The 26,738-nt window shown below is 71.1% G+C and carries 21 protein-coding genes and 1 tRNA gene; 3 read left to right on the top strand and 19 right to left on the bottom strand.

Features of this window, described 5'->3' with window-relative positions; all coding sequences use genetic code 11:
• Positions 1-22 precede the first annotated feature (22 nt).
• The 6 genes from rho to argS form a co-directional block, all read right to left on the bottom strand.
• Positions 23-2,173 carry a transcription termination factor Rho gene (gene rho, locus ABD912_RS10335; RefSeq protein ID WP_345150567.1) on the bottom strand — a complete coding sequence of 717 codons (2,151 nt, stop codon included), beginning with the start codon at positions 2,171-2,173 and terminating at the stop codon, positions 23-25.
• 277 nt (positions 2,174-2,450) lie between these two features.
• Positions 2,451-3,410 (bottom strand): homoserine kinase, encoded by a 960-nt coding sequence (gene thrB / locus ABD912_RS10330; protein WP_345150565.1) that lies wholly within the window; start codon positions 3,408-3,410, stop codon positions 2,451-2,453.
• A 21-nt stretch (positions 3,411-3,431) separates the two neighbouring features.
• Complete coding sequence (gene thrC, locus ABD912_RS10325) at positions 3,432-4,532, bottom strand: threonine synthase (RefSeq protein ID WP_345150564.1); 1,101 nt, start codon at positions 4,530-4,532, stop codon at positions 3,432-3,434.
• Complete coding sequence (locus ABD912_RS10320) at positions 4,533-5,840, bottom strand: homoserine dehydrogenase (protein WP_345150562.1); 1,308 nt, start codon at positions 5,838-5,840, stop codon at positions 4,533-4,535.
• Positions 5,841-5,847: 7 nt separating this feature from the next.
• Positions 5,848-7,293: a diaminopimelate decarboxylase gene (gene lysA / locus ABD912_RS10315; RefSeq protein WP_345150561.1), complete on the bottom strand. Its 1,446-nt coding sequence runs from the start codon at positions 7,291-7,293 to the stop codon at positions 5,848-5,850.
• A 2-nt stretch (positions 7,294-7,295) separates the two neighbouring features.
• Positions 7,296-8,936 carry an arginine--tRNA ligase gene (gene argS / locus ABD912_RS10310; RefSeq protein ID WP_345150560.1) on the bottom strand — a complete coding sequence of 547 codons (1,641 nt, stop codon included), beginning with the start codon at positions 8,934-8,936 and terminating at the stop codon, positions 7,296-7,298.
• Between the two features lie 133 nt (positions 8,937-9,069).
• Between argS and ABD912_RS10305 the strand changes: the two genes are divergently transcribed.
• Positions 9,070-9,145: transfer RNA gene (locus ABD912_RS10305), tRNA-Arg, on the top strand.
• Positions 9,146-9,274: 129 nt separating this feature from the next.
• On the opposite strand, the gene ABD912_RS10300 is transcribed toward ABD912_RS10305, so the two are convergent.
• The 3 genes from ABD912_RS10300 to ABD912_RS10290 form a co-directional block, all read right to left on the bottom strand.
• Positions 9,275-10,066, bottom strand: coding sequence for an ABC transporter ATP-binding protein (locus ABD912_RS10300; RefSeq protein WP_345150559.1), 792 nt, complete (start codon positions 10,064-10,066; stop codon positions 9,275-9,277).
• Between the two features lie 2 nt (positions 10,067-10,068).
• Positions 10,069-10,971 (bottom strand): ABC transporter permease, encoded by a 903-nt coding sequence (locus tag ABD912_RS10295; RefSeq protein ID WP_345150558.1) that lies wholly within the window; start codon positions 10,969-10,971, stop codon positions 10,069-10,071.
• Between the two features lie 101 nt (positions 10,972-11,072).
• Entirely contained in the window at positions 11,073-12,077 is a 1,005-nt protein-coding gene (locus ABD912_RS10290; RefSeq protein WP_345150557.1) for an ABC transporter substrate-binding protein, read from the bottom strand.
• A 299-nt stretch (positions 12,078-12,376) separates the two neighbouring features.
• Between ABD912_RS10290 and hrpA the strand changes: the two genes are divergently transcribed.
• Positions 12,377-16,342, top strand: a complete 3,966-nt coding sequence (gene hrpA, locus ABD912_RS10285; RefSeq protein WP_345150555.1) for an ATP-dependent RNA helicase HrpA — start codon at positions 12,377-12,379, stop codon at positions 16,340-16,342.
• A gap of 28 nt (positions 16,343-16,370) precedes the next feature.
• On the opposite strand, the gene ABD912_RS10280 is transcribed toward hrpA, so the two are convergent.
• From ABD912_RS10280 to ABD912_RS10265, 4 genes are all read right to left on the bottom strand, one after another.
• Positions 16,371-16,799, bottom strand: coding sequence for an HIT family protein (locus ABD912_RS10280; protein WP_345150553.1), 429 nt, complete (start codon positions 16,797-16,799; stop codon positions 16,371-16,373).
• Between the two features lie 8 nt (positions 16,800-16,807).
• On the bottom strand, positions 16,808-17,977 hold the full coding sequence (locus ABD912_RS10275) for an NAD(P)-dependent alcohol dehydrogenase (protein WP_345150551.1): 1,170 nt from the start codon (positions 17,975-17,977) through the stop codon (positions 16,808-16,810).
• A 64-nt stretch (positions 17,978-18,041) separates the two neighbouring features.
• Positions 18,042-18,911, bottom strand: coding sequence for a sulfurtransferase (locus ABD912_RS10270; RefSeq protein ID WP_345150549.1), 870 nt, complete (start codon positions 18,909-18,911; stop codon positions 18,042-18,044).
• Positions 18,912-18,937: 26 nt separating this feature from the next.
• Positions 18,938-19,594 carry an MBL fold metallo-hydrolase gene (locus ABD912_RS10265; RefSeq protein ID WP_345150548.1) on the bottom strand — a complete coding sequence of 219 codons (657 nt, stop codon included), beginning with the start codon at positions 19,592-19,594 and terminating at the stop codon, positions 18,938-18,940.
• A gap of 136 nt (positions 19,595-19,730) precedes the next feature.
• Between ABD912_RS10265 and ABD912_RS10260 the strand changes: the two genes are divergently transcribed.
• Positions 19,731-20,222, top strand: coding sequence for a Fur family transcriptional regulator (locus tag ABD912_RS10260; protein ID WP_345150547.1), 492 nt, complete (start codon positions 19,731-19,733; stop codon positions 20,220-20,222).
• On the opposite strand, the gene ABD912_RS10255 is transcribed toward ABD912_RS10260, so the two are convergent.
• From ABD912_RS10255 to ABD912_RS10230, 6 genes are all read right to left on the bottom strand, one after another.
• Positions 20,105-21,436 (bottom strand): hypothetical protein, encoded by a 1,332-nt coding sequence (locus ABD912_RS10255; protein ID WP_345150546.1) that lies wholly within the window; start codon positions 21,434-21,436, stop codon positions 20,105-20,107. The genes ABD912_RS10260 and ABD912_RS10255 overlap by 118 nt on opposite strands.
• Before the next feature lie 82 nt (positions 21,437-21,518).
• On the bottom strand, positions 21,519-22,400 hold the full coding sequence (locus ABD912_RS10250) for a metal ABC transporter permease (protein WP_345150545.1): 882 nt from the start codon (positions 22,398-22,400) through the stop codon (positions 21,519-21,521).
• 3 nt (positions 22,401-22,403) lie between these two features.
• Positions 22,404-23,246 carry a metal ABC transporter ATP-binding protein gene (locus ABD912_RS10245; protein WP_345150544.1) on the bottom strand — a complete coding sequence of 281 codons (843 nt, stop codon included), beginning with the start codon at positions 23,244-23,246 and terminating at the stop codon, positions 22,404-22,406.
• The gene (locus ABD912_RS10240) at positions 23,236-24,204 is read right to left on the bottom strand and encodes a metal ABC transporter solute-binding protein, Zn/Mn family (RefSeq protein ID WP_345150543.1); all 969 of its coding nucleotides are present in this window, start codon (positions 24,202-24,204) and stop codon (positions 23,236-23,238) included. Before ABD912_RS10240 ends, ABD912_RS10245 begins: the two co-directional genes overlap by 11 nt.
• A 59-nt stretch (positions 24,205-24,263) precedes the next feature.
• Complete coding sequence (locus ABD912_RS10235) at positions 24,264-25,355, bottom strand: hemolysin family protein (RefSeq protein ID WP_345150542.1); 1,092 nt, start codon at positions 25,353-25,355, stop codon at positions 24,264-24,266.
• A complete protein-coding gene (locus ABD912_RS10230) occupies positions 25,352-26,668 on the bottom strand; it encodes a hemolysin family protein (RefSeq protein ID WP_345150540.1) in 1,317 nt (438 codons plus the stop codon). Before ABD912_RS10230 ends, ABD912_RS10235 begins: the two co-directional genes overlap by 4 nt.
• Between the last annotated feature and the right edge of the window lie 70 nt (positions 26,669-26,738).

Raw genomic sequence — 26,738 nt, 5'->3', positions numbered from 1 at the left:
GCGGGCCTGGGCGGCTGGGACGCTAGTTGTCCTTGGTTCCGAGCGTGGTGCGGTTGACCAGCATGAGGAACTCGGCGTTGGACTGGGTGTCGCGGATCTTGCCCGTGAGCAGCTCCAGCGCCTGCTGGGTGTCCAGGCCGGAGAGCACGCGGCGCAGGCGCCACATGATCTTGACCTCGTCCTGGGACAGCAGGTTCTCCTCGCGGCGGGTGCCGGAGGCGTTGACGTCCACGGCCGGGAAGATGCGCTTGTCCGCCAGCTGGCGGGACAGGCGCAGTTCCATGTTGCCGGTGCCCTTGAACTCCTCGAAGATGACCTCGTCCATCTTGGATCCGGTCTCGACGAGGGCGGTCGCCAGGATGGTCAGCGACCCGCCGTTCTCGATGTTGCGGGCGGCGCCGAAGAAGCGCTTCGGCGGGTACAGCGCCGAGGAGTCCACGCCGCCGGAGAGGATGCGGCCGGAGGCGGGGGCGCTCAGGTTGTAGGCGCGGCCCAGGCGGGTCATCGAGTCCAGCAGCACCACGACGTCCATGCCGAGTTCCACCAGGCGCTTGGCGCGCTCGATGGCCAGTTCGGCGACGGTGGTGTGGTCGTCGGCGGGACGGTCGAAGGTGGAGGCGATGACTTCGCCCTTGACCGTGCGCTGCATGTCCGTGACCTCTTCCGGACGCTCGTCGACGAGCACCATCATGAGGTGGACTTCCGGGTTGTTGATCGTGATCGCGTTGGCGATCGACTGCAGGATGAGCGTCTTGCCGGCCTTCGGCGGGGAGACGATCAGGCCGCGCTGGCCCTTGCCGATGGGGGCGACCAGGTCGATCACGCGCGGGCCGACCAGCTTGGGGTCGGTCTCCAGGCGCAGCCGCTCCGAGGGGTAGAGCGGGACGAGCTTGTTGAACTCGATGCGGTCCTTGTTCTCTTCGACCGGCTTGCCGTTGACCGTGGTCATGCGCACCAGGGCGTTGAACTTCTGGCGGGCGCCGCCTGCGTTCTCGCCATCGCGCGGGGCGCGGATGGCGCCGACGACGGCGTCGCCCTTGCGCAGGTTGTAGCGCTTGACCTGGTTCAGCGAGACGTAGACGTCGTTCTGCCCGGGCAGGTAGCCGGAGGTGCGCACGAACGCGTAGTTCTCCAGCACGTCCAGGATGCCGGCCACGGGCAGCAGGACATCGTCCTCGGTCAGCTCGGTGTCATCGACCTCGACCTGGCCGCGGCCGCGGCCGCGGCGGCGCTCGGTGCGGTCGTTGCGGTCGCGGGTGCGCTCGTTGCGGTCGCGGGTGCGCTCGCGGCGGGAGTCGCGGGTGCCCTGCTGATCGCGCTGGACGGCCTCGCGCTGCTGGCCCTGCTCACGGGATTCGCGCTGCTGGCCCTGCTCGCGGGATTCGCGCTGCTGGCCCTGCTCACGGGATTCGCGCTGCTGGCCCTGCTCGCGGGATTCACGCTGCTGGCCCTGCTGGCCCTGCTCGCGGGATTCGCGCTGCTCGCCGGCCTCGGTCTCGCGCTCCTCGCGGCGGTTGCGGTTGCGGTCGCGGCGGTTGCGGCCGGTGCGCTCGGGGCGCTCCTCGGCGGGGGCCTGGGCGGACTCGCCCTCGGCGGCTTCGGCGGGGGCCTCGGCGGCGGCCGTTTCCGGGGCGGCGGTTTCCGGGGCGGTCGTTTCCGGCGCAGTGGCGCGGCGGCCGCGGCCGCGGCGGGCGGCGGGGGCCTGGGCGGTGCGGCCTTCGGTGGCGTCGACGGCAGGGGTGGCCTCCGCGGCCGGAGCGGCCTCGGTGGGCTCCACCAGGGCCGGTGCGGCCTGGGCGGCGGCGGTCGCGGCGGCGGTGATGCCGTTGCTGGTGGCGCGGCGGCTGCGGGTCCGGCGTGCGGGCGGGGCCTCGACCGCGGCGGGGGCCTCGGCGGCCTCGGCCTGCGCGGGCGCCTTCTCGGCGGCCTTGGCCCGTGCCGGAGCCTTGGCCTCCTTGGCGGCGGCCTCGCGGTCCGCGACCGAGCCTCCGCGCTGGTGGCTGGAAATCGCGGCGACCAGGTCGCCCTTGCGCATCCGCGACGCTCCGGTGATGCCGAGCTGGGAGGCAAGCGCCTGCAGCTGGGCGAGCTTGAGGCCGGCCAGGCCCGAGCTCTTCGGTGCCTCTGCGGAAGTGGTGTCCACGCCTGCGGGCAGGCTGGTGGTTTCGGTCACGAAGGTTCCTTCCCCCTCGTCGGGCGGACCGTATCGGAACGGACCGCAGTGTTGTTGTTCCGGTCGCAGCCTCAGATGCTGCGCCGGTTGCCGGCCCGGTGGCAGGGAGTGCCACCGCAGCCGTGCGGGCTTCAAACCGTGTTGGGGCTGCAGGCCGGAATGGTTCGGCGAACAGCCGGAGTGAAGGCGACCTGCGGTGCTTGAAGCGGTTCTCGGCAGGAAGTGCCTGCCCGATGAAGAGCCCGTCCGATCCGGGCCGGTAAGGGCCCGCCGGAAGCTACCGCTGGTGCACTTCCACTTTAGCACCCGCCGCGTCCACGCCCGGCATCCAGACACGCCAGCGCACGGCGTCGTCGTCGGCGTTGGAGGATTCGATCAGGTCCGCGGCGCGTTGGGCCTGCGCTGCGTCGGCCGCGAGCACCAGCACGGTGGGTCCGGCGCCGGAGACCACGGCCGCCATCCCCTCGGCGCGCAGGAGCGCGATCAGCGCCGCGCTCTGGGGCATCGCCTCGGCGCGGAACCCCTGGTGGAGGTGGTCGACCGTGCCGTCGAAAAGCAGGCCGGGTTCGCCGGTGAGCGCCCGCACCAACAGCGCGACGCGGGCGCCGTTGGCGGCAGCGACGTCGTGCGGCACGGAGGCGGGCAGCAGCCCGCGCGCCCGGTGCGTGGACAGTTCGACGTCGGGGACCGCGACCACCGGGACGATGCCCGCATCGATCGGCGCGCCCACGCTGCGGAATTCCGCGCCGTCCTGCCAGGACAGGGTCAGCCCGCCGTAGATGGCCGGGGCGACGTTGTCCGGGTGCCCCTCCAGCAGGGCCGCGGCCTCGAACAGGGCGTCGGGACCGCCGCCGAACCCGGCCGGGAGCAGCGCGTCGGCGGCGGCCAGCGCCGAGACGATGGCCGCGGCGGAGGAGCCGAGCCCGCGGCCGTGCGGGATCCGGTTGTCCGCCTCGATCTCCAGGCCCGCGGGCTCGAAGCCCAGTTCGGCCCAGCGGCGCAGGATGGTGCGCGCCACCAGGTGGCTCGCATCGGTGGGCAGCGTGTCCGCCCCCTCGCCCGTGACCGAGACGACGACCCCCTCCCCCGCGACGGTGCGCACCTTCAGGGTGTCGCGCAGCCCCAGCGCCAGCCCGAGGCAGTCGAAGCCGGGGCCGAGGTTGGCGCTCGTGGCGGGGACGGAGACCGTGATGGCCTGGCCGGCGGCCACGCGCCGGACGGTGTTGCCTTCGGGCACTGGGATCCTTCCTGGCGCCGCTTAGGCGAGCCCGAGCGCGGACGCGACAGCGACGACGTCGAAGTCGACCTTGGTGGGCTGGACGTCGGTGCCGTCCTCGTTGCGCAGGGCCCACTGGGGGTCCTTGAGGCCGTGGCCGGTGACCGTGATGACGATCCGCTTGCCCGCCGGGACCAGGCCCCGTGCGTGGTACTTGAGCAGGCCGGCCACGCCGGAGGCGGAGGCGGGCTCCACGAAGACGCCCTCCTTGGCGGAGAGCCAGCGGTGCGCGGCGAGGATCTCCTCGTCGGTCACCGCGTCGATCAGGCCGCCGGACTCGTCGCGGGCGGCGATCGCCTGGTCCCAGGACGCCGGGTTGCCGATGCGGATCGCCGTGGCGATGGTGTCCGGCTCGGTGATCGGGTGCCCGGCGACCAGCGGGGCCGCGCCGGCGGCCTGGAAGCCCCACATGATGGGGGTCTTGGTGGCCACGGCCGGCAGTTCGCCCGCGGTGGAGGAGGCGTACGGGGCGGCGTATTCCTTGTAGCCCTTCCAGTACGCGGTGATGTTGCCGGCGTTGCCCACCGGGAGCAGGTGGTAGTCCGGGGCGTCGCCCAGGAAGTCCACGACCTCGAAGGCGCCGGTCTTCTGGCCCTCGATGCGGGCCGGGTTGACCGAGTTCACCAGGAACACCGGGTAGTTCTCGCTGAGCTTGCGGGCGACCTCGAGGCAGTTGTCGAAGTTGCCGTTGACCTGCAGCAGTTCGGCCCCGTGCGCGATCGCCTGGGAGAGCTTGCCCATCGAGATCTTGCCGTCCGGCACCAGCACCGCGCACTTGATGCCGGCCTGCGTGGCGTAGGCGGCGGCGGAGGCGGAGGTGTTGCCGGTGGAGGCGCACACCACGGCCTGGGCGCCGGCCTCGACGGCGGCGGTGATCGCCATGGTCATGCCGCGGTCCTTGAAGGACCCGGTCGGGTTCATGCCCTCGACCTTCAGGTAGACCTCCGAACCGGTGAGCTTGGACAGCGCCGGGGCGAAGACCAGGGGGGTGCCGCCCTCGCCCAGCGTGATCACACGCGTGGACTCGGTAACGGGCAGGCGGTCGGCGTATTCGCGGATGACTCCGCGCCACTGGTGGGCCACTTAGTTTCCTTCAACTCGCAGGACAGAGGTTACGGCGGTGACGACATCGAGCTGCTCGATGTCGGCGACGGTGGCGGCGAGGGCCGCCTCGGGGCCGCGGTGGGTCCCGATGCGCAGGGTCGCGGAGTCCCCGGAGCCGTCGGCCACCGGGTGCGTGGTCTGGCGCATGGTCTCGATGGAGACCCCGTGCGCGGCGAAGATCTGCGCGATGCGGGCCAGCACGCCCGGCTGGTCCTTGACCTCGAGCCCGATGTAGTAGCTCGTGGTGGCCTGCGCGATCGGCAGCGCCGGGATGGTGACGTCGTGGCTGCGGGTGCGGCCGCGGCCGCCGATGACCAGGCGCCGGGCCAGCGCGACGGTGTCGCCGAGGACGGCGGAGGCGGTGGGGCGCCCGCCGGCGCCCTGGCCGTAGAACATCAGCTGTCCGGCGTTCTCGGCCTCGACGAACACCGCGTTGAACGCCCCGTGGACGCTGGCCAGCGGGTGCAGGCGCGGGATCAGGGTCGGGTGCACGCGCACGCTGATCCCGTCGCTGCCGTCGGCGGCGGGAAGCCGCTCGGCGATCGCCAGCAGCTTGATGACGTACCCGGCGTCCTGGGCGGCGGCGACGTCGTCGGCGGTGATCGAGGTGATGCCCTCGCAGTGCACGTCGGCGGCGTCGACGGTGGTGTGGAAGGACAGCGCCGCCAGGATGGCGGCCTTGGCCGCGGCGTCGTGCCCGCCGACGTCGGCCGTCGGGTCCGCCTCGGCGTAGCCGAGGCGCTGGGCCTCGGCCAGCACGTCCCCGAACGCGGCACCGGTGGTGTCCATCGCGTCCAGGATGAAGTTGGTGGTGCCGTTGACGATGCCCATCACCTTGGTGATGTGGTCCCCGGCGAGGCTGTCGGTAATGGGGCGCAGGATCGGGATGGCGCCGGCCACGGCGGCCTCGTAGGACAGCTGCACGCCGGCCTCCTCGGCCAGCACGGCCAGGTCGTGCCCCTGGGCGGCCAGCAGCGCCTTGTTGCCGGTCACCACGGCGGCCCCGTGGGCGATCGCGGAGCGGACCAGCGTGCCGGCCGGCTCCAGGCCGCCCATCAGTTCGATCACGATGTCGGCGTCGGCGATGAGCGCCTCGGCGTCGGTGGTGAACAGCTCGCGCGGCAGCTCGACCTCGCGCTGGGCGTCCGGGTTGCGCACGGCGATGCCGGCCAGCTTCAGGCGGGCACCGACGCGGGCGGTGAGGTCCTCGGCATCCTCGAGCAGGATCCGGGCCACCTGGGACCCGACGTTGCCGCAGCCGAGCAAGGCCACCTTGAGTGTCTTCACGAGTTGTCTACGCTCCCATGTCACGGGCCAAAAGGTCTTCTTCGGTTTCCCTGCGGATGATCAACCGGGCCTGGCCGTTGCGCACCGCGGCAACCGCGGGCCGGCCCAGGTAGTTGTAGTTGCTGGCCAGGGCCCAGCAGTAGGCCCCGGTGGCGGGCACCGCGATCAGGTCGCCCGCAGCGACGTCCTCCGGCAGGTAAACGTCCCTGACGACTATGTCACCGCTTTCGCAGTGTTTTCCAACCACGCGGGAAACAATCGGTTCCGCATCCGTCACACGCGAGGCCAGGACCGCGGTGTAGTCCGCGTCGTACAGCACCGGGCGCGCGTTGTCGCTCATGCCGCCGTCGACCGCGACGTAGCGGCGCTCCGCGGTGCCGGTCTCGGTGTCCACCGCAACGGTCTTGCGCACGCCGGCCTCGTAGAGGGTGAACGTCGTCGGACCGACGATCGCCCGTCCCGGCTCGATCGAGATCCGCGGCACGGCCAGCCCCAGCCGGGCGCAGGCGGAGCGCACGACGGCGGCCATGGCCGCGGCGAGCTCGGCCGGCTCCCGGGGGGTGTCCTGCTCGGTGTAGGCGATGCCGTAGCCGCCGCCGAGGTCCAGCTCGGGCAGTTCGACGCCGTGGGTGTCCTTGACCCCGGCCAGGAAGGCCAGCAGGCGCTCGGCGGCCAGCGCGAAGCCCTCCGGCTCGAAGATCTGCGAGCCGATGTGGCAGTGCAGGCCCAGCAGGTTGATCGCGGGGTGGCGCAGCGCGCGGGTGACGGCAACGGCCGCCGGGGACGTGCCCTCGGCGGTGCCGTCGGCGCCCGGGACGGTGTCCCCCTCCGCCATGGAGAGGCCGAACTTCTGGTCCTCGTGGGCGGTGGCGATGAACTCGTGGGTGTGCGCGTGCACGCCCGGGGTCAGCCGGAGCATGACGTTGGCGGTGCGCCCCAGCCGGGTGGCGACGGTGCCGAGCCGCTCCAGCTCGTCGAGGCTGTCCACGATGATGCGGCCCAGCCCCAGCCCCAGGGCGGTTTCGATCTCCGCGACGGACTTGTTGTTGCCGTGCAGGCCCAGGTTGGCCGCGGGCACGCCGGCGCGGCGGGCGACGGCGAGTTCGCCGCCGGAGGCGGTGTCCAGGCGCAGCCCCTCCTCGGTCACCCAGCGGGCGACCTCCACGGACAGGAACGCCTTGCCGGCGTAGTAGACGTCCACTCCCCCGCACAGGTCGGCGAACGCGGCGTCGTAGGCCTGCTTGAAGGCGCGGGCGCGGGCGCGGAAGTCGTCCTCGTCGAGCACGTACAGGGGGGTGCCGAAGCTCTCCTTGAGCTCGGCGACGGGGATGCCCTGGACCTCGAGCTGGCCGTCGGCACCGCGGGCGACGCCGGAGGCCCACTCGATCGGGCGCAGCGCGTTGGCGTCGGCGGGGTAGGACAGCCAGTCGGGGGCAAGCTGGGAAACGGCCATGGCTACATCTTCTCCGGGGCGGTCACGCCGAGCAGTCCCAGGCCGTTGGCCAGGACCTGGCTGGTGGCGTCGTTGAGCCACAGGCGGGTGCGGTTGACGTCCTCGACAGGCTCCCCGGACAGCGGGGAGACGCGGCAGGACTGGTACCAGCGGTGGTAGGCGCCGGCGATCTGCTCCAGGTGGCGGGCGACCCGGTGCGGTTCGCGGAAGGACGCGGCCTGCGCCACCACGGAGGGGAACTGGCCCAGGTAGGCGAGCAGTTCGTTCTCGGTCTCGTGCGTCAGCAGCGAGCCGTCGAACACGGAGCGGTCCACCTCTGCCGATTCGGCGTTGCGGGCCGCGGCGCGGGAGCGGGCGTGGGCGTACTGGACGTAGAACACCGGGTTGTCGTTGGTGTTCTTCTTCAGCAGTTCGGGGTCGATCGCCATCGGCGAGTCCGCGGGGTAGCGGCCCAGCGAGTAGCGCAGCGCGTCGGCGCCGAGCCAGTCGATGAGGTCGCGCAGTTCGATGATGTTGCCGGCGCGCTTGGACAGGCGGGCTCCGTTGACGGAGATCAGCTGGCCGATCAGGATCTCGATGTTCGCCTCCGGATCGTCCCCGGCGGCGGCCGCGATGGCCTTGAGGCGGTTCACGTAGCCGTGGTGGTCCGCCCCCAGCAGGTAGATCTTCTCCGGGAAGCCGCGGTCCTTTTTCGAGAGGTAGTAGGCGGCGTCGGCGGCGAAGTAGGTCGGCTCGCCGTTGGCGCGGATGAGCACGCGGTCCTTGTCGTCGCCGAAGTCGGTGGTGCGCAGCCACACCGCGCCGTCGCGGTCCTCGATGTGCCCCTGTTCGCGCAGGCGCTCCACGGCGTCCTCCACCGCGCCGCCGGCGTGCAGGGACTGCTCGGAGAAGTAGGTGTCGAATTCGACGCCGAAGTCGGCCAGGGTGCGGCGGATGTCCGCCATCTGGTCCTCGTAGGCGAGCTGGCGGATGATCGGCAGCGCCGCGTCCTGCGTGAGCTCGCGGATGCCGGGGTGCGCGGCGGCGACGTGGTCGGCCAGGTCCTTGATGTACTCGCCCGGGTAGCCGCCCTCGGGCACGTCGAGCCCGTGCAGGCGGTTGTACACCGACAGGGCGAAGATGTTCATCTGGTTGCCGGCGTCGTTGATGTAGTACTCGCGGGTGACGTCGGCGCCGCTGGCCTTGAGCACGCGGGCGATCGAGTCGCCCAGCGCGGCCCAGCGGGTGTGGCCGATGTGCAGCGGGCCGGTCGGGTTGGCGGAGACGAACTCCATGTTGACCGTGTGCCCGGCGAGGGCGTCGTTGGTGCCGTAGGCCGCGCCGGCCTCGACGATCGCCTTGGCCAGGCCCCCGGCCGCCGCGGCGTCGAGGGTGATGTTCAGGAAGCCGGGGCCGGCGATGTCCACGGAGGCGACCTGCGGGACGGCCTCGAGCCGGCCCTTGAGCAGCTCGGCCAGGGCGCGCGGGTTCATGCCGGCCTTCTTGCCCAGCTGCAGCGCGATGTTGGTGGCCCAGTCTCCGTGCTCCCGGCTCTTGGGCCGTTCCACCCGCACCTCGGCGGGAACCTCGACGGCGAGGTCGCCGGCGGCGACGGCCTCATTCAGGCAGGTGGCAATGGCTGAGGAGAGTTCTTCTGGAGTCACCAGACAAGGATACCTGCGCCGAACGCCCGTTTTTCCGCCGGTTGCGGCGCGCCGGGAGGACGCATTTGCGGAAGGCGGGCCATGTGCTGATAAGCTCGTCTACGTTCCCGGCCGGGACGGAAATTCCCGGCTCGCCCTCGTAGCTCAGGGGATAGAGCGTCTGCCTCCGGAGCAGAAGGTCGAAGGTTCGAATCCTTTCGAGGGCACCAGCAAAGAACCCGGCCCCACGGTAGTGGGGCCGGGTTCTTTTTTGCGTTCCCACGCACGAACCCCGCCCCGGGCGTTGCCGGGGCGGGGTTCGTGGTTATGGGAGCCGGATGGCTACCGGAGCCGCGCGGTTACTGAAGCATCGTGCGGTCGTCCAGCTGCGCGCCCTTGATCTTCTCGAACTCGTGGAGCAGGTCCGGGACGGTCATCTGGGACTTGCGCTCCTGGTCCAGGTCCAGGATGATCCGGCCGTCGTGCATCATGACCAGGCGCGTGCCAAGCGTCAGCGCCTGCTCCATGTTGTGCGTGACCATCAGGGTGGTCAGGTGGTGGCGGTCGACGAGTTCCGCCGTCAGCCGGGACACCAGCGCCGCCCGCTGGGGGTCCAGCGCCGCGGTGTGCTCGTCCAGGAGCAGGATCTTCGGTCCGCTGAAGGTGGCCATGAGCAGGGACAGCGCCTGGCGCTGGCCGCCCGAGAGCAGGCCGACCTTGGCCTTGAGGCGATTTTCCAGCCCCAGTTCGAGCGACTTGAGCTCCTCCGCGAAACGCTCGCGCTTGGCCTTGGTGACGCCCAGGCCCAGCCCGCGGCGCTTGCCGCGCTCGAGCGCCATGGCCATGTTCTGCTCGATGCTCATGGTCGGCGCGGTGCCGGCCATCGGATCCTGGAAGACGCGCCCGATGTACTTCGCGCGCTGGAAGTCGGCGAGCTTGGTGACGTCGGTGCCGTCGATGACCACGGAGCCGGTGTCCGGGCGCAGCTTGCCGGAGATCATGTTCAGGATGGTCGACTTGCCCGCGCCGTTGGAGCCGATGACGGTGACGAACTCGCCGGGGGCCAGGTGCAGCTCCACGCCGCGCAGCGCCTTGCGCTCGTTGACCGTGCCAGGGAAGAAAGTCTTGGTGATATTGCTGAGGTCCAACATGGCTAGGCCACCGTCTCCTTCTCGGCGGGAGCGGCCGGCTTGAGGCGGGCCGCCAGTTTCCTGAAGCCGCTCCATTGTGGCAGGACCAGGGCGATGACCACCAGTACCGCGGAGACCAGCTTCATGTCGTTCGGCTGCAGGCCGGCCTGCAGGGCCAGCTGAATGACCACGCGGTACAGCACGGAGCCCAGGACCACGGCGAGGGTGGCGACCATGATGACGCGGTGCCCGAAGATCGCCTGGCCGATGATGACCGAGGCCAGGCCCGCGACGATGATGCCGATGCCCATGCCGATGTCGGCGAAGCCCTGGTACTGGGCGATGAGCCCGCCGCACACCGCGACCAGGCCGTTGGACAGCGCCAGGCCCAGGATCTTCTGGTTGTCGGTGCTGACGCCGAGGCTGCGGATCATCTCCTCGTTGTCGCCGGTGGCCTGCATGGCCAGGCCGGTGTCCGTGTGCAGGAACCAGTCCAGGGCGAACTTGATGGCCAGCGCCACCAGCAGGAAGGTGGCCACGCTCAGCCAGGTGCCCAGCAGGCCGGCGTCCTTCAGCGGCGTGATCAGGGTGTCCTCGCGCAGCAGCGGCAGGTTCGCCTTGCCCATGATGCGCAGGTTGATCGAGTAGAGGGCGATCATGGTCAGGATGCCGGCGAGCAGCCCGTTGATCTTGCCCTTGGTGTGCAGCAGGCCGGTGACGATGCCGGCCGCTGCGCCGGCGAAGAACGCCAGCACGGTTGCCGCGATGGGCGGCATGCCGTTGATGATGCCAACGGCGGCAACGGCGGCGCCGGTGGTGAAGGAGCCGTCGACCGTCAGGTCGGGGAAGTCCAGGATGCGGAAGGTCAGATAGACCCCCAGCGCCATGATCGCGTAGATCAGGCCCAGTTCAACCGCGGTGATCATGGGTGGGAACCTTGGTTTCTCTCGTTGGTGTGGCGGCGGCCGGCCGGGATGCCGGCCGGCCGCCGGTGGGTGGTGCGTGCGCCGGGACTACTTGTCCGGGCCTACTTGTCGAAGGTGACGTCGGCCTTGTCGGCGAAGCCGGCCGGCAGGGTGACGCCCATGCGCTCGGCGGCGGCGGTGTTGACGTAGAGCTGCAGCTCGGACTGGGTTTCCACCGGCATGGTCTCCGGGGTGGCCTCTCCCTTGAGGATCTTCACGGCCATCTCGCCGGTCTGGTAGCCCAGCTTCTCGTAGCTGATGCCGTAGGTGGCCACGGCCCCGCGCTCGACGGAGTCGCCTTCGGCGGCGATGGTGAGGATCTTCTTGTCCTCGGCCACCTGCAGCAGGGACTCCAGCGCGGAGACGACGTTGTTGTCGGTCGGCACGTAGAACGCGTCGACATCCAGCGACTGCGCCGCCTGCTGGACCTCGCCGGAGGTGCTGACGGCGGATTCCTTGACTTCGAGGCCCAGCTCGGCGGCGGCGGCCTTGGCGGCCTTGACCTGGACCTCGGAGTTCACCTCGCCGGAGGAATAGACGATGCCGACGGTCTTGGCGTCGGGGTTCAGTTCCTTGACCAGCTGCAGCTGCTCCTTGACCGGGTTGGCGTCGGAGGTGCCGGTGGCGTTGCCGCCCGGGGACTCCAGCGACTCGACGAGGTCCGCGGACACCGGGTCGGTCACCGCGGTGAACAGGATCGGAGCATCGGTGACCGCGTTGTAGACCGCCTGGGCGCTCGGGGTCGCGATGGCCAGGACCAGGTCCTTGCCGTCGGAGGCGAACTTGCCGGCGATGGAGGTGTTGGTGGCGGCGTCGCCCTGGGCGTTCTGCTCGTCATAGACGACCTTGTCGCCGGTGTAGCCGGCGTCGGCGAGCGCCTGCTTGAAGCCCTTGGCCGTCGCGTCCAGCGAGGGGTGCGCGACGTACTGGACGATGCCGATCTGCACCGGGCCCTCGGCCGAGGCGGAGGTGGCGCCGGAGCCGGAGCCCGAGGGGCCGCAGGCGGTCGCCAGCAGGGTGGTCGCCAGCAGGCCGGCGGCCAGCTTGGCGGAGGTGCGGAGTTTCATGAATGGTCCTTTCACAACGTGCGGCGGGAGAGCGCAACGGACGGCGCCGTGGGGCGGTGCAACAAGGCCTTGACGCACGTGGCCCCCAAAGACTGCCTCGATGGTACCTGTGAACCATCTCACACTGTCCACTGCTCCCCCGCCGGTCAAGACGACTTACGATCGTAGCCTCATTCGGATGGACATTCCGCACCCGCGGGCCGGACCATGGGCCGCTTTCGTCCACGCCGCCCGGGGTGCGGCCGGCACCGGACTTGACGGCACCGGGTTTGAATAACGGCATTAGACTTGGCGGAACGATGGCTGTGACGATCACCTACCCCGAAGCCCTTCCCGTTTCCGCGCGCCGCGAGGACATCATGGAGGCGGTCCGCCGCCACCAAGTGGTGGTCGTGGCGGGCGAGACCGGATCCGGCAAGACCACCCAGCTGCCCAAGATGCTCCTCGAGCTCGGCCTCGGCGAGGGGGGCATGATCGGGCATACCCAGCCGCGCCGCCTGGCCGCGCGCACCGTGGCCGAGCGCATCGCCGAGGAGCTCGGGACCGAGATCGGCCAGGAGGTCGGCTTCCACGTCCGCTTCACCGGCGAGGTGTCCAGGTCCACCCAGGTCAAGGTGATGACGGACGGCATCCTGCTCGCGGAGATCCAGCGCGACAAACTCCTGAAGCGCTACAACGCGATCATCATCGACGAGGCCCACGAGCGCAGCCTGAACATCGACTTCCTGATGGGCTACCTCAGGCGCATCCTGCCGCAGCGCCCGGAGCTGAAGGTCGTCATCACCTCTGCCACGATCGACCCCGAACGCTTCGCCCGGCACTTCGCGCTCGAGGACGGCACCGGGGAATCGGTCCCCGCCCCCGTGATCGAGGTGTCCGGGCGCACCTACCCGGTGGAGATCCGCTACCGCCCGCTCAACCCGTCCGAGGGCATGGACCCGGACGATCCGGACCCGGACGAAGCCGCCGAGGACCGGGATCCGCTGGACGCGGTGTGCGACGCCGTCGACGAGCTCGCCCGGGAGGCGCCCGGGGACATCCTGGTGTTCTTCTCCGGCGAGCGCGAGATCCGCGACGCCGCCGACGCGCTGCGGGCGCGCGTGCAGGCCAACCGCCGGCTGGCGGGGACCGAGATCCTGCCGCTCTTCGCCCGGCTGTCCCTGGCCGAGCAGCACCGGGTGTTCCATCCGGGCGCGAACCGGCGGATCGTCCTGGCCACCAACGTGGCCGAAACGTCGCTGACCGTGCCGGGCATCAAGTACGTCATCGACACCGGTACCGCCCGCATCTCCCGGTACAGCCACCGCACCAAGGTGCAGCGGCTGCCGATCGAGCGCGTCTCGCAGGCCTCCGCCAATCAGCGCTCCGGCCGCTGCGGCCGCGTCAGCGACGGCATCGCGATCCGGCTGTACTCGGAGGAGGACTTCGCCGCCCGCCCCGAGTTCACCGACCCCGAGATCCTGCGCACCAACCTGGCCGCCGTCATCCTGCAGATGAGCGCCATGGGCGTGGTGCGCTCGCCCAAGGACGTGGCGGACTTCCCGTTCGTGGAGGCTCCGGACGCCAAGGCCGTGAACGACGGCGTCACGCTGCTGCGCGAGCTCGGCGCGGTCCGCGAGGGCCGGGAGGGCGGCATCACCCCGGTGGGGCGCCAGCTGGCGCAACTGCCGGTGGACGTGCGGCTGGGCCGGATGATCGTGGAGTCCGGCGGGCGCGGCTGCGCCAAGGAGGTCATGGTGCTGGCCGCCGCGCTGACCATCCAGGACCCGCGCGAACGCCCGTCGGAGGAAACCGGCAAGCGCGAGCAGGCCACCGCGCTGCACAAGCGGTTCGTGGACGCCAACTCCGACTTCACCGGGTACCTGAACCTGTGGCGGTACCTGCAGGAGCAGCAGAAGGAACTTTCCTCTTCCGCGTTCCGCCGGCTGTGCCGCAACGAGTTCATCAACTACCTGCGCGTGCGCGAGTGGCAGGACCTGTTTGCGCAGCTGCGCCAGCTGGCCAAGCCGCTGGACATCACCCTCACCACCGGTCCGGTGGACCCGGTGGGGCTGGACCGGCAGATCCACACGTCCCTGCTGGCGGGCCTGCTCAGCCACATCGGCAGCTACGACGAGCGCAAGCGCGAGTACGCCGGGGCCCGCGGCACCCGCTTCGCGGTCTTCCCCGGATCGGCCCTGTTCAAGAAGTCCCCCGACTGGGTGATGGCGGCCGAACTGGTGGAGACCAGCCGGCTGTGGGCGCGCACCGCCGCGAAGTTCGACCCGCTGTGGGTCGAGGAGGTTGCCGGGCACCTGCTCAAGCGCTCCTACTCGGAGCCGCACTGGTCGCGGCGCCTGGGCTCGGTGGTCGGCTTCGAGAAGGTCACCCTCTACGGGGTGCCGGTCATTCCGCAGCGGCGCGTGCAGTACGGGCGGATCGACCCTGAGCTTTCGCGCGAACTGTTCATCCGGCACGCCCTGGTCGAAGGCGACTGGAAGACCCACCACAAGTTCTTCCACCGCAACCGGGCCCTGCTGGCCGACATCGAGGAGCTGGAGACCCGGATGCGCCGGCGCGACCTGCGCGCCTCCGACGAGGACCTCTTCGAGTTCTACGACGCCCGCGTCGGGGCGGACGTGGTCTCCGAACGGCACTTCGACCGCTGGTGGAAGCAGGCCCGGCAGGAGAACCCGGCGCTGCTGGACTTCGACCCGGACGCGCTCCTGCAGGCCGCCTCCGAGGACCTGGACGAATCCGCCTACCCGCGCACGTGGCGCCACGGCACCCTGGACCTGGACCTGACGTACGAGTTCAACCCGGTCGCCGGGGCCGGGGAATCCGACGGCGTGAGCGTGCGCGTGCCGGTGCTGTTCCTGAACCAGCTGGATCCGGCCCGGTTCCGCTGGCAGATCCCCGGCCTGCGCACCGACCTGGCCACCGCCCTGATCAAGTCCCTGCCCAAGGCGGTCCGGAAGAACTTCGTGCCCGCCCCCGACGTGGCCAAGCAGGCCGTCGCGGCGCTGGAGGCCGACTTCGACCCGGCCACAGACCAGCTGGAGGCCTCCCTGGAGCTGGCCCTGCGCCGGCTCAAGGGCCACGTCATCCCGCCCGGGTCCTGGAACTGGGACGCCGTGCCGGCGTACCTGAAACCGACGTTCCAGGTGGTCGACGCGCAGGCCCGGATCCTGGACGAATCCAAGGACCTCGCCCGGCTGCAGGAAACCCTGGCCGCCGAGAACCGCAAGGCGCTCGCCGCCTCGCTGGGAGCCGGCGGCACGGCGCTGGCGGGCCTGGGCACTTCAGGGAAACCGGGCGCGGCAGGAAAGCCGGGCAAGCCGGTACCCGAGCGCGGCCCCAAGGCTCCCCGGTCCCCCCAGGGCGGCGTGGCGGCAGCCTCGGTGTGGGAACGGTCGGGCCTGACCGACTGGACCGCGGAGGTGGGCGTGGACGGCACGATCGAACGCAAGGTGGTCACGAACATCGCCGGGCAGCGGGTGACGGCCTACCCCGCCCTGGTGGACCAGGGCACCGCGGCGGGGCTGACCGTGTTCCGCAACGAGGGCGAGCAGCTGGCCGCGCACCGCGCCGGCGTGGTGCGCCTGTTGCTGCTCAAGGTGCCCTCCCCGGCCCGCTACGTGCTGGAGCACCTGAACAACCAGGAGAAGCTGGTGTTCACCCAGAACCCGCACGGCTCCGTCGCCTCGCTCCTCGAGGACTGCACGCTGGCGGCCGTGGACAAGCTGGTCCCGGCCGCGCTGCCGTGGACGCGCACCGAGTTCGCCGCGCTCTACGAAGCGGTGCGCGCAGACCTCATCGACACCGTCTTCACGGTCACCGCCGTCGTGGAGCGGGTGCTCTCCTCGGCCCGCCGGATCGAGAAGCGGATCAAGTCGGCGGCCTCGCTGGCCCTGGTCAATGCGCTCAGCGACATCAAGGCCCAGCTGGGCCAGCTGGTGTACCCGGGGTTCGTGGCACGGACCGGATATGCGCAGCTGGCGCAGCTGCCGCGCTACCTGCAGGCGATCGAGAAGCGCCTGGACAAGCTGGAAGCCGGCGGCGTGGCGCGCGACAACGTCGGCATGCTCGCCGTGCAGGCCCTGGAGGACGACTACGACGCCGCGCTCGCCGCGCTGGTGCCGGGCACCCGCACGCCGGCGGCGCTGGCGGCCGTGAAGTGGATGATCGAGGAGTTCCGGGTGAGCCTCTTCGCGCAGGAACTGGGTACGGCCTTCTCCGTTTCGGAGAAGCGCATCCGCACCGCCCTGCGCGAAGCGACGGCGTAGCCGGGCCCTGAGGCCTGAGGCCTGAGTGTCAGGCTTCCGGGACGAATTCCCCGTGCCCGGCATCGCGCAGGGCCGCCCGGATCTTCTCCGCGGCGACGTCCATCACGGCCGGGTCGGGGTTCTGCTGGACGCGCTTGAAGTCGTACTCGGCCTCGGAGTTCGACGGCCACACGTGCAGGTGCAGGTGGTTGATCTCGAAGCCGGCGACGATCAGGCCCGCCCGCGCGGAACCGAAGGCCTCGATCTGGGCCTGGCCGATCGTCTGGGCCACGGCGGTGACCTTGGCCAGCAGGTCCGCCGGCGCGTCCGTCCAAAGGTCGAACTCGGCACGCGGAACTACGAGCGTGTGGCCGTCAGCGAGCGGGCCGATGGACAGGAACGCGACGACGTCCTCATCCTTCCATACGAAGCGGCCCGGCAGCTCGCCGTTGATGATACGCGTGAACAGGGTGCTCATGGGGATCCTTACTCGGCGGGCGCGGCCGGGGCGGGCACGTGCGGGGCGGGAGCGGCAGGCGCCGGCAGCGTGGAGACGTCCAGCACGAAGCGGTAGCGGACATCGCCGGCGACCATGCGGTCCCAGGCGGCGTTCAGCCCGGCCGCGTCCACGACTTCGATCTCCGCCGCCACCGCGTGCTCGGCGCAGAAGTCCAGCATCTCCTGGGTTTCGGCGATGCCGCCGATCGGCGAGCCGGTGTAGCGCAGGCGCCGCCCCAGCAGCGGGCGGGGATTGACCGGCGGCATGGGCTCGGCGGGCAGGCCCAGCTGGACCAGCGTCCCGTCGCGGCGCAGCGTGGCGAAGTACGGGTCCAGATCGTGCGCGGCCGCCACGGTGTCGATGATCAGGTCCAGCGTGTGCCGCGCCGACGCCATCGCCTCGGGGTCCCCGGAGACGACCACGGTGTCCGCCCCGAGCGCCCGGGCGGCCTCCACCTTGGACGCGCTGGTGGTGAAGACGGTGACGGAGGCGCCCAGCGCCTTGGCCAGCTTGACCGCCATGTGGCCCAGTCCGCCCAGGCCCACCACGCCGACGCCGGAACCGGGCCGGGCGCCGAAGTGGCGCAGCGGCGAGTAGGTGGTGATGCCGGCGCACAGCAGCGGGGCGGCCGCGGCCGGGTCCAGGGACTCGGGCACGTGCAGCACGTAGCCCTGGTTCACGACGATCGAGGAGGAGTAGCCGCCCTGCGTGTATTCGCCGGTGCGGTGGTCGATGGCCGAATAGGTGCCCACGCCCCCGCGCTCGCAGAACTGCTCCAGTCCCTCCTTGCAGGAGTCGCACTCGCGGCAGGAGTCCACCAGGCAGCCGACGCCGACGCGCTCGCCCACGGTGAAGCCGGTGACCTCGGCCCCGACGGCGGCCACGCGGCCGACGATCTCGTGGCCCGGGACCAGGGGCAACTGCCGGGCCCCCCACTCCCCGCGTCCGGAGTGCACGTCGGAGTGGCAGAGGCCGCAGAACTCGATGTCGATGACGACGTCGTCCGGCAGCGCCGCGCGGCGCGGCACCTCCAGGGCGACCAGCGGACCGCCGCGCTCGGCGATGCCGTAGGCGGAGGCCTGGTGGGCGGCCTCGGGGCGGGCGGCGGTGGCGCGGGCAAGCGCGCCCAAGGGCGGGGGTACGGGTCGACCGATCATGTCTCGAACTTACCCGCCGCCGGTGCGCCCCGCCACCGCGGACGACACCCGGCGTCGCGCCTGCCTACGGATGGGGGCCGGTCGCGGCGGGACGGGCCGGGTCGGCCGACCACTGCGACCACGACCCCGGGTACAGGGCGGCGTCGATCCCGGCCGCGGCCAGCGCGGCGATCTGGTGGGCCGCGGTCACGCCGGAGCCGCAGTAGACGGCCACCGGCATCCCGCCCGGCGCGCCCTCCTGTTCCGCGGCCGAACCAATACCCAGTGCGGCAAAGCGCCCGCGCAGCGCGTCGGCGGGCAGGAAGCAGCCGGACGCGTCCAGGTTCTCGGTAGTGGGCGCGCTGCGGGCGCCGGGGATGTGCCCGGCGCGGGGGTCGACCGGCTCGGTCTCGCCGCGGTAGCGTTCGGCCGCGCGGGCATCGAGCAGGGTTCCGGGCCAGGTGGCGACGTCCCCGATCTCCGCGACCGGCAGGTGGCCCCAGCCGGCGTCCGCGGTGCCTTCGGCGGGTTCAACGTCGCCGGCCTCCACGGGCAGGCCGGCTTCCGTCCAGGCGGTCAGGCCGCCGTCGAGCATGTACGCCTCCAGGCCCGCATGGCGCAGCAGCCACCAAGCGCGGGCGGCGGCCAGGCCGCCGCCGGCGTCGTAGGCAACAACCGCCTCCCCCTCGCGCACGCCCCAGCGGCGCACGGCGCGGGCGAAGGCCTCCGGCTCCGGCAGCGGGTGCCGCCCGGCCTCCGGGGTGGCGGAGGCGGCGAGCTCGGTGTCCAGGTCCGCATAAACGGCACCGGGCAGGTGGCCGGCCAGGTACTTGTCGCGGCCGTGCGGGTCGCCCAGGGCCCAGCGCACGTCCAGCAGGACGGTCGGCTCCCCCACCGCCAGCCGGTCGGCCAGGGCCCCGGCCGCGATCAGGGGGCTGCCATGCCGGGCGCTCATACCTCGCGGGCTTCCTTCTTGGGCGCTCATACCTCGCGGCCGACGCCGGATTCGAGGCGCTCGTAGCTGGTCCCGTAGATGCCGCCGAAGCGGCCCACGTGGCCGTCGACCAGGGCCAGGCCGCGCTCGTTGAGCAGCCCGTCGTGGATCGGGTACACCTTTTCGGGGCGGACGGCGATGACGAAGTCGATCACCTCGCCGGACTTGGACCACGGCGCGTGGGCCGGGACCAGCAGCGTCGTGACCTTGACGTCGTGCGGGACGATGAACGAATCGCCCGGGTGATAGAGGGAGTCGTCGATGACGTAGCCGACGTTGTGCACCACGGGGATGTGCGGGTGGATCAGCGCGTGCTGGCCGCCGTAGGTGCGCACCCCGAAGCCCGCGAGGTCGAAGACGGTTTCGGGGACCGCGTCCAGGATGCGGGAGGCGGAGTCCCCGGCCTCGGAGCGCAGCGTGGCGGCCAGGGACGCCGGGGCGTACAGGACCAGGTCCGCCTCGGCGGCCAGGACCGGCAGGACACGGGCGGTGTCGATGTGGTCCGCGTGCTCGTGGGTGACCAGGATCGCGTCGGCGCCTTCGAGGGCCGCGGCAACGTCGCTGAACGTTCCGGGATCGATGACCAGGACCCGGCCGTCCTTCTCGAGGCGGACGCAGGCGTGGCCGTACTTGGTGAGCTTCATGCGGCCCAGCCTATCCGGGGCGCCCCGCGGTGACCACGCTTTTTCCGCCCTCCGGAACGGGCGGGCCCGGCGGGCGCAGCCCCGCGCTGGTAGGCTGGTGGGCACCGCCGACCCGAACCGCAGGAGCCCATAGCGCATGGCCAGCACGGTCCCCGAAAAGCACCGCACCACACGGCAGCGCACCGCCGTGACGGCGGCGCTGGCCGACGTCGACGACTTCGTCAGCGCCCAGGAGCTGCACCGCCGGTTGCATGGAGTGGGGGCCAAGGTGTCCCTCGCAACGGTCTACCGCCTGCTCCAATCGATGGCCGAGGCCGGCCAGGTCGACGTCCTGCGCAACACCGACGGCGAGGCCGTCTACCGCAAGTGCCGCGCCGAGCACCACCACCATCACCTGGTTTGCCGCCATTGCGGCCGCACCGTGGAGGTGGAGGCCCCGGCGGTGGAAAGCTGGGCCGCCCGCGTCGCGGCCGAGCACGGCTACACCGCCCCCACCCACACCGTGGAGATCTACGGCCTCTGCCCCGCCTGCGCCCAGTTGAGGGGGGACGTGCCGGCCGAGGACGGGCTGGCGTCGGACGGAGTCACGCCGGACGGGGTGACGGCGGGTCCTCCCGGGTCCCCGTAGCCGTTCCCCAAGCCGTCCCCCGGGGCCGGGAGCCATCCGCGCACGATGCCGCCGTAGGTGCCCGGGGCGGCCGGTTCGATGTTCCGTTCGCGCACGCCCAGGACCCCGGTCCAGGCCTTGTGGATGAAGTCGTAGCTTTCCACGTCCGCGTCCTCCTCGTCCGGCTCGCGGTAGGCCATCCAGCTGTCCCCGCCGGCATGGAAGACGTCCAGCAGGTAGCGGGTGCCGTCGAGCACCTGGCGGTCGTTCGCCGGGGTGCACCCGTACTGGCGCAGCGAGTCGACGAATTCGGCGACCAGGTCCAGCTCCCCCATCTCCAGCACCGCGTAGAAGTTTGCGCGGTGGAACTGGTACAGGGCCGGCGAATCCTGCACGTATAGCGGGAAGCGATGGTTGCCCGTGGGGATGTAGGCGATGTGGGTGGCCAGGTAGGCGTTGTCGATGAACTTCTCGTTCCGTGCGCCGCCCTCGTAGGTGGAGGCGTTCGGCAGCGGGTAGGTCCGCAGGAACTCCCAGAGCCGGGGCGGAAGGTCGGTGGCCCCGGCCGGCATCTGCAGCCCCGGCACCAGCTGGCCCTCGATGAACAGCAGGCTCCAGATGACCAGGTCGAAGACCTCCTCGTCGTTGGTCCGCTTCTCCCCGGCCAGGACGGGGGCGTAGTCGATGCCCATCGCGGCCTTGAGCGATCCGCACCGGTTCGCGACGGCGTTCGTGAGCTCCACCATCTTGGCGGTCCGCTCGTCGTTGTCCTCGTACCGGCTGCCCGCGTAGGCGGTCAGCGGCAGCACGTCCTCGTACTCCTCGCACTCCATGGATTTGGCCGTGCGTTTCAGGTACGGCTGGATCAGCCGGGAGAGGTTGCGCCGCGCGCCGTCGCCGGCCGCGGTGTCCAGCTCGGCGGTGTTGGCGCTGGAGTAGGTCACCTCCACCAGGGACCCCACGGAGTCTTCCCAGATCTCCTCGACCGCCGACGGTTTCCGCGCGTAGAGGTCCAGCATTTCCCCGAGGCCGGTCCGGATGGAGAACTCCGCTTCGCGGGCCTCGGCCTGGGTCCACGGCCCGTCCGCGAGCTTCTGCTCCTGCTCGGCGCTGGGGCGCCAGCTTTCCGGCATGCCCTCCGGCGCCAGGACGCACGGCGACCCGGCGTCGGCGATCCCCGGCGCGGCGCAGGAAGCGCACAGGAGCAGGACAAGGACGATCCAGGGTTTTTTCACGACGCCGCCTCCCCCGGGGGTCCGGTTCTGGTGGCCCCAGAGTATGGGGCCGCCTAGGGCTTTGTCACCGGTTGGGGGCCGGCTAGGCGGCGACGGCTTGCGGGCGTTTGGCGCGGCTGGCGGCCACGGTCCGGCGCCAGCCGACCAGCCGGCACACCAGGTAGATCAGGAAGGAGATGGTAGTGACGTAGGGGCTGATCGGCAGCCGCCCGGCCAGGGCCAGCAGGATGCCTCCGACGACGCTCAGGACCGCGAAGGCGACGCTGAGCACCACGGTCAGCATGGGACGGGAGGTCACGCGCAGGGCGGCCGCGGCCGGGGTGACCAGCAGCGAGAGCACCAGCAGGGCGCCCACGACCTGGATGGACAGCGCCACGGACAAACCCAGCAGGAGCATGAACGCGACGGAGAGCCGGCCCGCCGGCACTCCGCGCGCCGCGGCGACGGCAGGATCCACGCTGGCGAAGGTGAGCGGGCGCCAGATCACCGCCAGGCCGATCACCACCACGACGGCGCAGCCGGCCAGCAGCCCCAGCTGGACGCTGTCCACCGCCACGATCTGGCCGGTGAGCAGGCCGAACTTGTTGGCGCTGCGGCCCTCGTAGAGGGCCAGAAACAGGATGCCCAGGCCCAGCCCGAACGGCATCAGGACGCCGGTGATCGAGTTGCGGTCCTTCGCGGAGGCGCCCATCAGGCCCAGCAGCAGCGCGGCGGCGATGGCGCCGGCCACCGAGCCCCACACCACGTTGGCTCCGAGGAGCAGGGCCAGGGCGGCCCCGGCGAAGCTGAGTTCGGCGATGCCGTGGACGGCGAAGGCCATGTCCCGCATCATGACGAACACGCCGACCAGCCCGCCCACCAGGCCAAGGATGGCCCCGGCGATCAGCGAGTTGGTGACCAGCGGAAGCAGTTCGGCGTAGTTCTCGAAGCTGAAGACGGTCCCGAGGAGGTCGTTGAGGTCCATGTCCTAGCTTCCTGCCATGGCGTCGTGGGCGGCCGTTTCGCTCCCGTGGTGGTGCTCCACCGTGTCCGGCATGCCCACGACCACGATCCGGCCGTTGCTGCGGAAGACCTCGATGGGGCTGCCGTACAGCTCCGAAAGCGTTTCGCTGGTCATGACCTCGCTCGGGGTCCCCACGTGGAAGCGCCCGCCGGCGAGGTACAGGACCCGGTCGACGTACTGCAGGATCGGGTTGATCTCGTGGGTGACGAAGACAACGGCGCTGCCGCGGTCGCACGCCTGCCGGTGGATCAGCGCGGAGACGGCCTGCTGGTGGCGCAGGTCCAGCGAAAGGAGGGGCTCGTCGCACAGCAGCAGGCGCGGGTCGTCGGAGAGCGCCTGGGCCGCGCGCAGCCGCTGCTGCTCGCCGCCGGAGAGCACGCCGACGGGCCGGTCCGCGTATCCGGTCGCGCCGACCAGTTCCAGCAGGGCGTCGACCTTCTCCTTGAGCCGCTTGCGGAAGATGCGCGGCCCCCAGCGGTGGCCGTCGATGCCCAGGGCCACCAGGTCGCGGGCGCGCAGGGGCGTGTTCCCCGGGAAGGCCTTCTGTTGCGGGATGGTCCCGATCAGCCGCGAGCCGCGCGTCGCCGGGCGCCCGCACACCTCGACGCTGCCGGAGCTGAGCTGCTGCAGGCCCAGGAGGACCTTCAGCAGGGTGGTCTTGCCGGAGCCGTTGGGGCCGAGCACGGCCAGGAACTCGCCGGGGGCGACGTCCAGGTCCAGGCCGTCCCACAGGACGCGGTCCCCGAAGTGCAGGCCCGCCCCGCGCAGGCGGACGACCGGTTCACCGGTGTTCTGCTTAGCCGGCAAGCGCCGCCTCCAGTGCGTCGACGTTGGAGTTCATCCAGGACACGTAATCGGTACCTTCCGGCAGGGTTTCGGTGAAGTCCACCACGGGGACCCCCGCGTTGACGGCCGCTTGGCGCACGGCTTCGGTCTGCGGGCCGGACGTCTGGGCGTTGTACGCCAAAACAGCATACTCTCCGCCCGCCAGGCCGTCCTGCAGTTCCTTCAGCAGCAGCGGCGGAACGTCCCCGCCCTCCTCGATGGCCTCGCTGAAGCCCTCGGGGGTGCCGTCCTCGAGCCCGGCCTCGGTCAGCAGGTAGTAGGGCACCGGTTCGGTCATCGCGAAGTGCCGTCCGGCGTTGCCGGTGGACAGCGCCTGGATCCTGGCCTCGGCGGGCTCCAGGGCGCGGGCGAAGCCTTCGGCGTTGGCGCGGAACGCCGCGGCGGATTCCGGCCGCAGGGTTCCCAGCCGTCCGGCGACCTCGCCGGCGACCGCCTCCATCGTGTGGAGGTCGTACCACACGTGCTCGTTGAACGCCGCGTGGGTGTGGCCGTGGTCCTCCTCCGGGGCGGGATCCCGCGTCTCCTCCTCGGCGTGGGCCGCCTCGGAATAGTCGACGGCGGACAGCACGGTGGCCTCGGGCAGCGACAGGTCCGCGGCCAGCACCTCGATGAAGGGGTCGTAGCCGCCGCCGTTGGCGACCACCAGGTCGGCCTTGGACAGCAGCAGCTTGTCCTGCGCGGTGGCCTCGTAGGAGTGCGGGTCCTGGGAGGTCTTGTCGACCACGGCCTCGACGTCGACCTCCTCGCCACCCACGGCCCGCACGAGGTCGGCGTAGACGCTGGTCGAGGCAACCACCGCGATGCGCCCGTCCCCCGTGTCCGTGGCATCCGCCGTCGTGTCCGTACCGCAGCCCGCCAGGGCCAGGGCAGCCGCCACGGACAGCGGCAGGAAGAGGTGGCGGCGCGGGGAGGATCGCATGGGTGTGGAGTGCCTTTCGCAGCGGAGGGAATGGGGGCCGCCGAAGCGGCCCCCTCAGCCTAGCTCAAATGCGACTGATTTTCATTATCGGTTCCCTCGTTGCGCCGGCGCTGGCCCTGGGCCTGCGTCGCATCGCGGATCTCGCCGACCAGCTGCTCCAGCACGTCCTCCAGGAAGAGCACGCCCCGGGTGGTGCCCTGCGCGTCGATGACGCGGGCCAGGTGGGAGCCTGTGCGCTGCATGGTGGCCAGCGCGTCCTCGATCTCCGCCCCGCCGCCCAGGTTCGCCAGCGAGCGCAGCTTGGTCACCGGGATCGGCTCGTCGTAGCGGGTGGGCGGGATCGCCATCACGTCCTTGAGGTGGAGGTATCCGGAGATGTTCTCCTCCTCGTCGAGGATGGTGAAGCGGGAGAACCCGGTGCGGCCCACCGCCTTCTCGAACTGTGCGGGGGTGGTCTCCACCGGCAGCGAGACCAGCCCCTCCAGCGGAACCATGATGTCCCCGGCCGTCTGCCCGGAGAACTCCAGCGCGCCGGAGATCACCCCGGCCTCGTCCTCCACCAGGCCGTGGCGGGTCGATTCCTGGACGATCGACTGGACCTCCTCCAGCGTGAAGGAGGAGGTGACCTCGCTCTTGGGCTCCACGCCCATCAGGCGCAGGATGCTGTTGGCGAGCCAGTTCAGCGAGCCCACGACGGGGTGGACCACCCGGGACATCCACACCAGCGGCGGGGCCAGCAGCAACACGGCCTTGTCGGCGGCGGAGACGGAGATGTTCTTGGGGACCATCTCGCCGAAGGTCACGTGCAGGAAGGTGACGATCATCAGCGCGACCACGAAGGCCACGGGGTCCGCGAACTCCTCGGGCACGCCGAGGAACTCCAGCGGCACCGCGAAGAGGTGGTGGATCGCCGGTTCGGCGACGTTGAGGATCAGCAGCGAGCAGACCGTGATGCCCAACTGGCACACGGCCAGCATCAGGGACACGTCCTCCATGGCCCGCAGGGCGATCGCTGCGCGCTTGCTGCCGGCCTCGGCCCGCGGTTCGATCTGGCTGCGGCGGGCGGACATGACGGCGAACTCCGCGCCGACGAAAAACGCGTTGCCGACCAGCAGGACGGCCAGCCAGAAGATTCCCATCCAGTCGCTCATCGGACCTCCTCCGTCCGTGCGCCGGCGGCCGCGACGAAACGGACCCGGTCGACGCGGCGTCCGTCCATCCGGACCACGGCCAGCATTCCGCCGCCGACGGGGACCTCGTCGCCCGCCGCCGGGATCCGGCCCAGGGCGGACATGACGTAGCCGCCGATCGTCTCGTAGGACGCGTCGTCGGGCACCACCAGGCCGCGGATCTGGTCGCGGACCTCGTCCGGGCGCAGCAGGCCCGGCAGGTACCAGCTGCCGTCAGCCGACTGGAGGACCCCGGGCTGGGTGCGGTCGTGCTCGTCGGACACCTCGCCGACGATCTCCTCCACCAGGTCCTCGAGGGTGACCATGCCGGCGGTGCCGCCGTACTCGTCCAGGACCATCGCCATCTGCAGGTTGGCCTCGCGCAACTGGGACAGCAGGGCGTCCAGGTGCACGGTTTCGGGCACGGAGATGATGTCGGACATGATGGTGGCCGCCACCAGTTCCCCGCGCTTGGCGCGCGGAACGGCGACCGCCTTCTTTACGTGGCAGACACCCAGGACGTCGTCGGCGGATTCGCCGATGACCGGAAAACGGGAGTAGCCGGTGCGCCGCGCCGTCTCAATGACGTCGGCCAGCGGCTCGTCGTCGCGCACCGTCTCCATCCGGATGCGCGGGGTCATCACGTCGGCGGCGGAACGCTCGGAAAAGCGCAGCGTGCGGGCCAGGAAGTTCGCCGTCTCGGCGTCCAGCGTGCCCAGTTCCGCGGAGCGGCGCACCAGGGAGGCCAGTTCCGCCGGGCTGCGGGCGCCGGAGATCTCCTCCTTGGCCTCGAGGCCGAAGAGGTGCAGGACGCGGTTGGAGAACCCGTTCAGCAGCACGATGGCGGGCTTGAACACGGCGGTGAACACCAGTTGCGGCGCGGCCAGCGCGCGGCCCACGGGCAGGGCCTTGGCGATCGCCAGGTTCTTCGGGACCAGTTCGCCGATCACCATCGAGAGCAGCGTGGCCAGGACCATGGCGACGATCAGCGACGTCGGCCCGGCCGCGGCGCCGAGCCCGAGGGCCTCCAGCGGCGGGGTCAGCAGCCGCCCGACGGACGGCTCCATCACGTAGCCGGTCAGCAGGGTGGTCAGCGTGATGCCGAGCTGGCACGAGGACAGCTGGGTGGAGAGGGACCTGACGCAGTGCATCAGCGGCACCGCGCCCTTGTCCCCGGCATCGATGGAACGTTGCACGCTGGCCTGGTCGAGGGCGACGAGGGAGAATTCAACGGCGACGAAGAAGCCGGTGCCCAGGATCAGCAGCAGGCCTGCGGCCAGGAGGAGCCATTCCATCTAGGCGTCCCCCCCGGCGGGCGAACACGGGTGGGCAACCGGTCTGGAAGGCTCCGATGTGGGAGCGGTG

This window comes from Arthrobacter ginkgonis (genome assembly GCF_039540195.1).
GTDB classification, from domain to species: Bacteria; Actinomycetota; Actinomycetes; order Actinomycetales; family Micrococcaceae; genus Zafaria; species Zafaria ginkgonis.
This window is presented reverse-complemented; position numbering and strand designations above follow the sequence as displayed.

What these genes read in the sequence shown, in the direction of transcription:
- lysA (WP_345150561.1), bottom strand. Translation starts at nt 7,293, where the DNA reads ATGGCCGTTTCCCAGCTTGCCCCCGACTGGCTGTCCTACCCCGCCGAC.
- ABD912_RS10300 (WP_345150559.1), bottom strand. Translation starts at nt 10,066, where the DNA reads ATGTTGGACCTCAGCAATATCACCAAGACTTTCTTCCCTGGCACGGTC.
- ABD912_RS10295 (WP_345150558.1), bottom strand. Translation starts at nt 10,971, where the DNA reads ATGATCACCGCGGTTGAACTGGGCCTGATCTACGCGATCATGGCGCTG.
- ABD912_RS10290 (WP_345150557.1), bottom strand. Translation starts at nt 12,077, where the DNA reads ATGAAACTCCGCACCTCCGCCAAGCTGGCCGCCGGCCTGCTGGCGACC.
- hrpA (WP_345150555.1), top strand. Translation starts at nt 12,377, where the DNA reads ATGGCTGTGACGATCACCTACCCCGAAGCCCTTCCCGTTTCCGCGCGC.
- ABD912_RS10280 (WP_345150553.1), bottom strand. Translation starts at nt 16,799, where the DNA reads ATGAGCACCCTGTTCACGCGTATCATCAACGGCGAGCTGCCGGGCCGC.
- ABD912_RS10275 (WP_345150551.1), bottom strand. Translation starts at nt 17,977, where the DNA reads ATGATCGGTCGACCCGTACCCCCGCCCTTGGGCGCGCTTGCCCGCGCC.
- ABD912_RS10270 (WP_345150549.1), bottom strand. Translation starts at nt 18,911, where the DNA reads ATGAGCGCCCGGCATGGCAGCCCCCTGATCGCGGCCGGGGCCCTGGCC.
- ABD912_RS10265 (WP_345150548.1), bottom strand. Translation starts at nt 19,594, where the DNA reads ATGAAGCTCACCAAGTACGGCCACGCCTGCGTCCGCCTCGAGAAGGAC.
- ABD912_RS10260 (WP_345150547.1), top strand. Translation starts at nt 19,731, where the DNA reads ATGGCCAGCACGGTCCCCGAAAAGCACCGCACCACACGGCAGCGCACC.
- ABD912_RS10250 (WP_345150545.1), bottom strand. Translation starts at nt 22,400, where the DNA reads ATGGACCTCAACGACCTCCTCGGGACCGTCTTCAGCTTCGAGAACTAC.
- ABD912_RS10240 (WP_345150543.1), bottom strand. Translation starts at nt 24,204, where the DNA reads ATGCGATCCTCCCCGCGCCGCCACCTCTTCCTGCCGCTGTCCGTGGCG.
- ABD912_RS10235 (WP_345150542.1), bottom strand. Translation starts at nt 25,355, where the DNA reads ATGAGCGACTGGATGGGAATCTTCTGGCTGGCCGTCCTGCTGGTCGGC.
- ABD912_RS10230 (WP_345150540.1), bottom strand. Translation starts at nt 26,668, where the DNA reads ATGGAATGGCTCCTCCTGGCCGCAGGCCTGCTGCTGATCCTGGGCACC.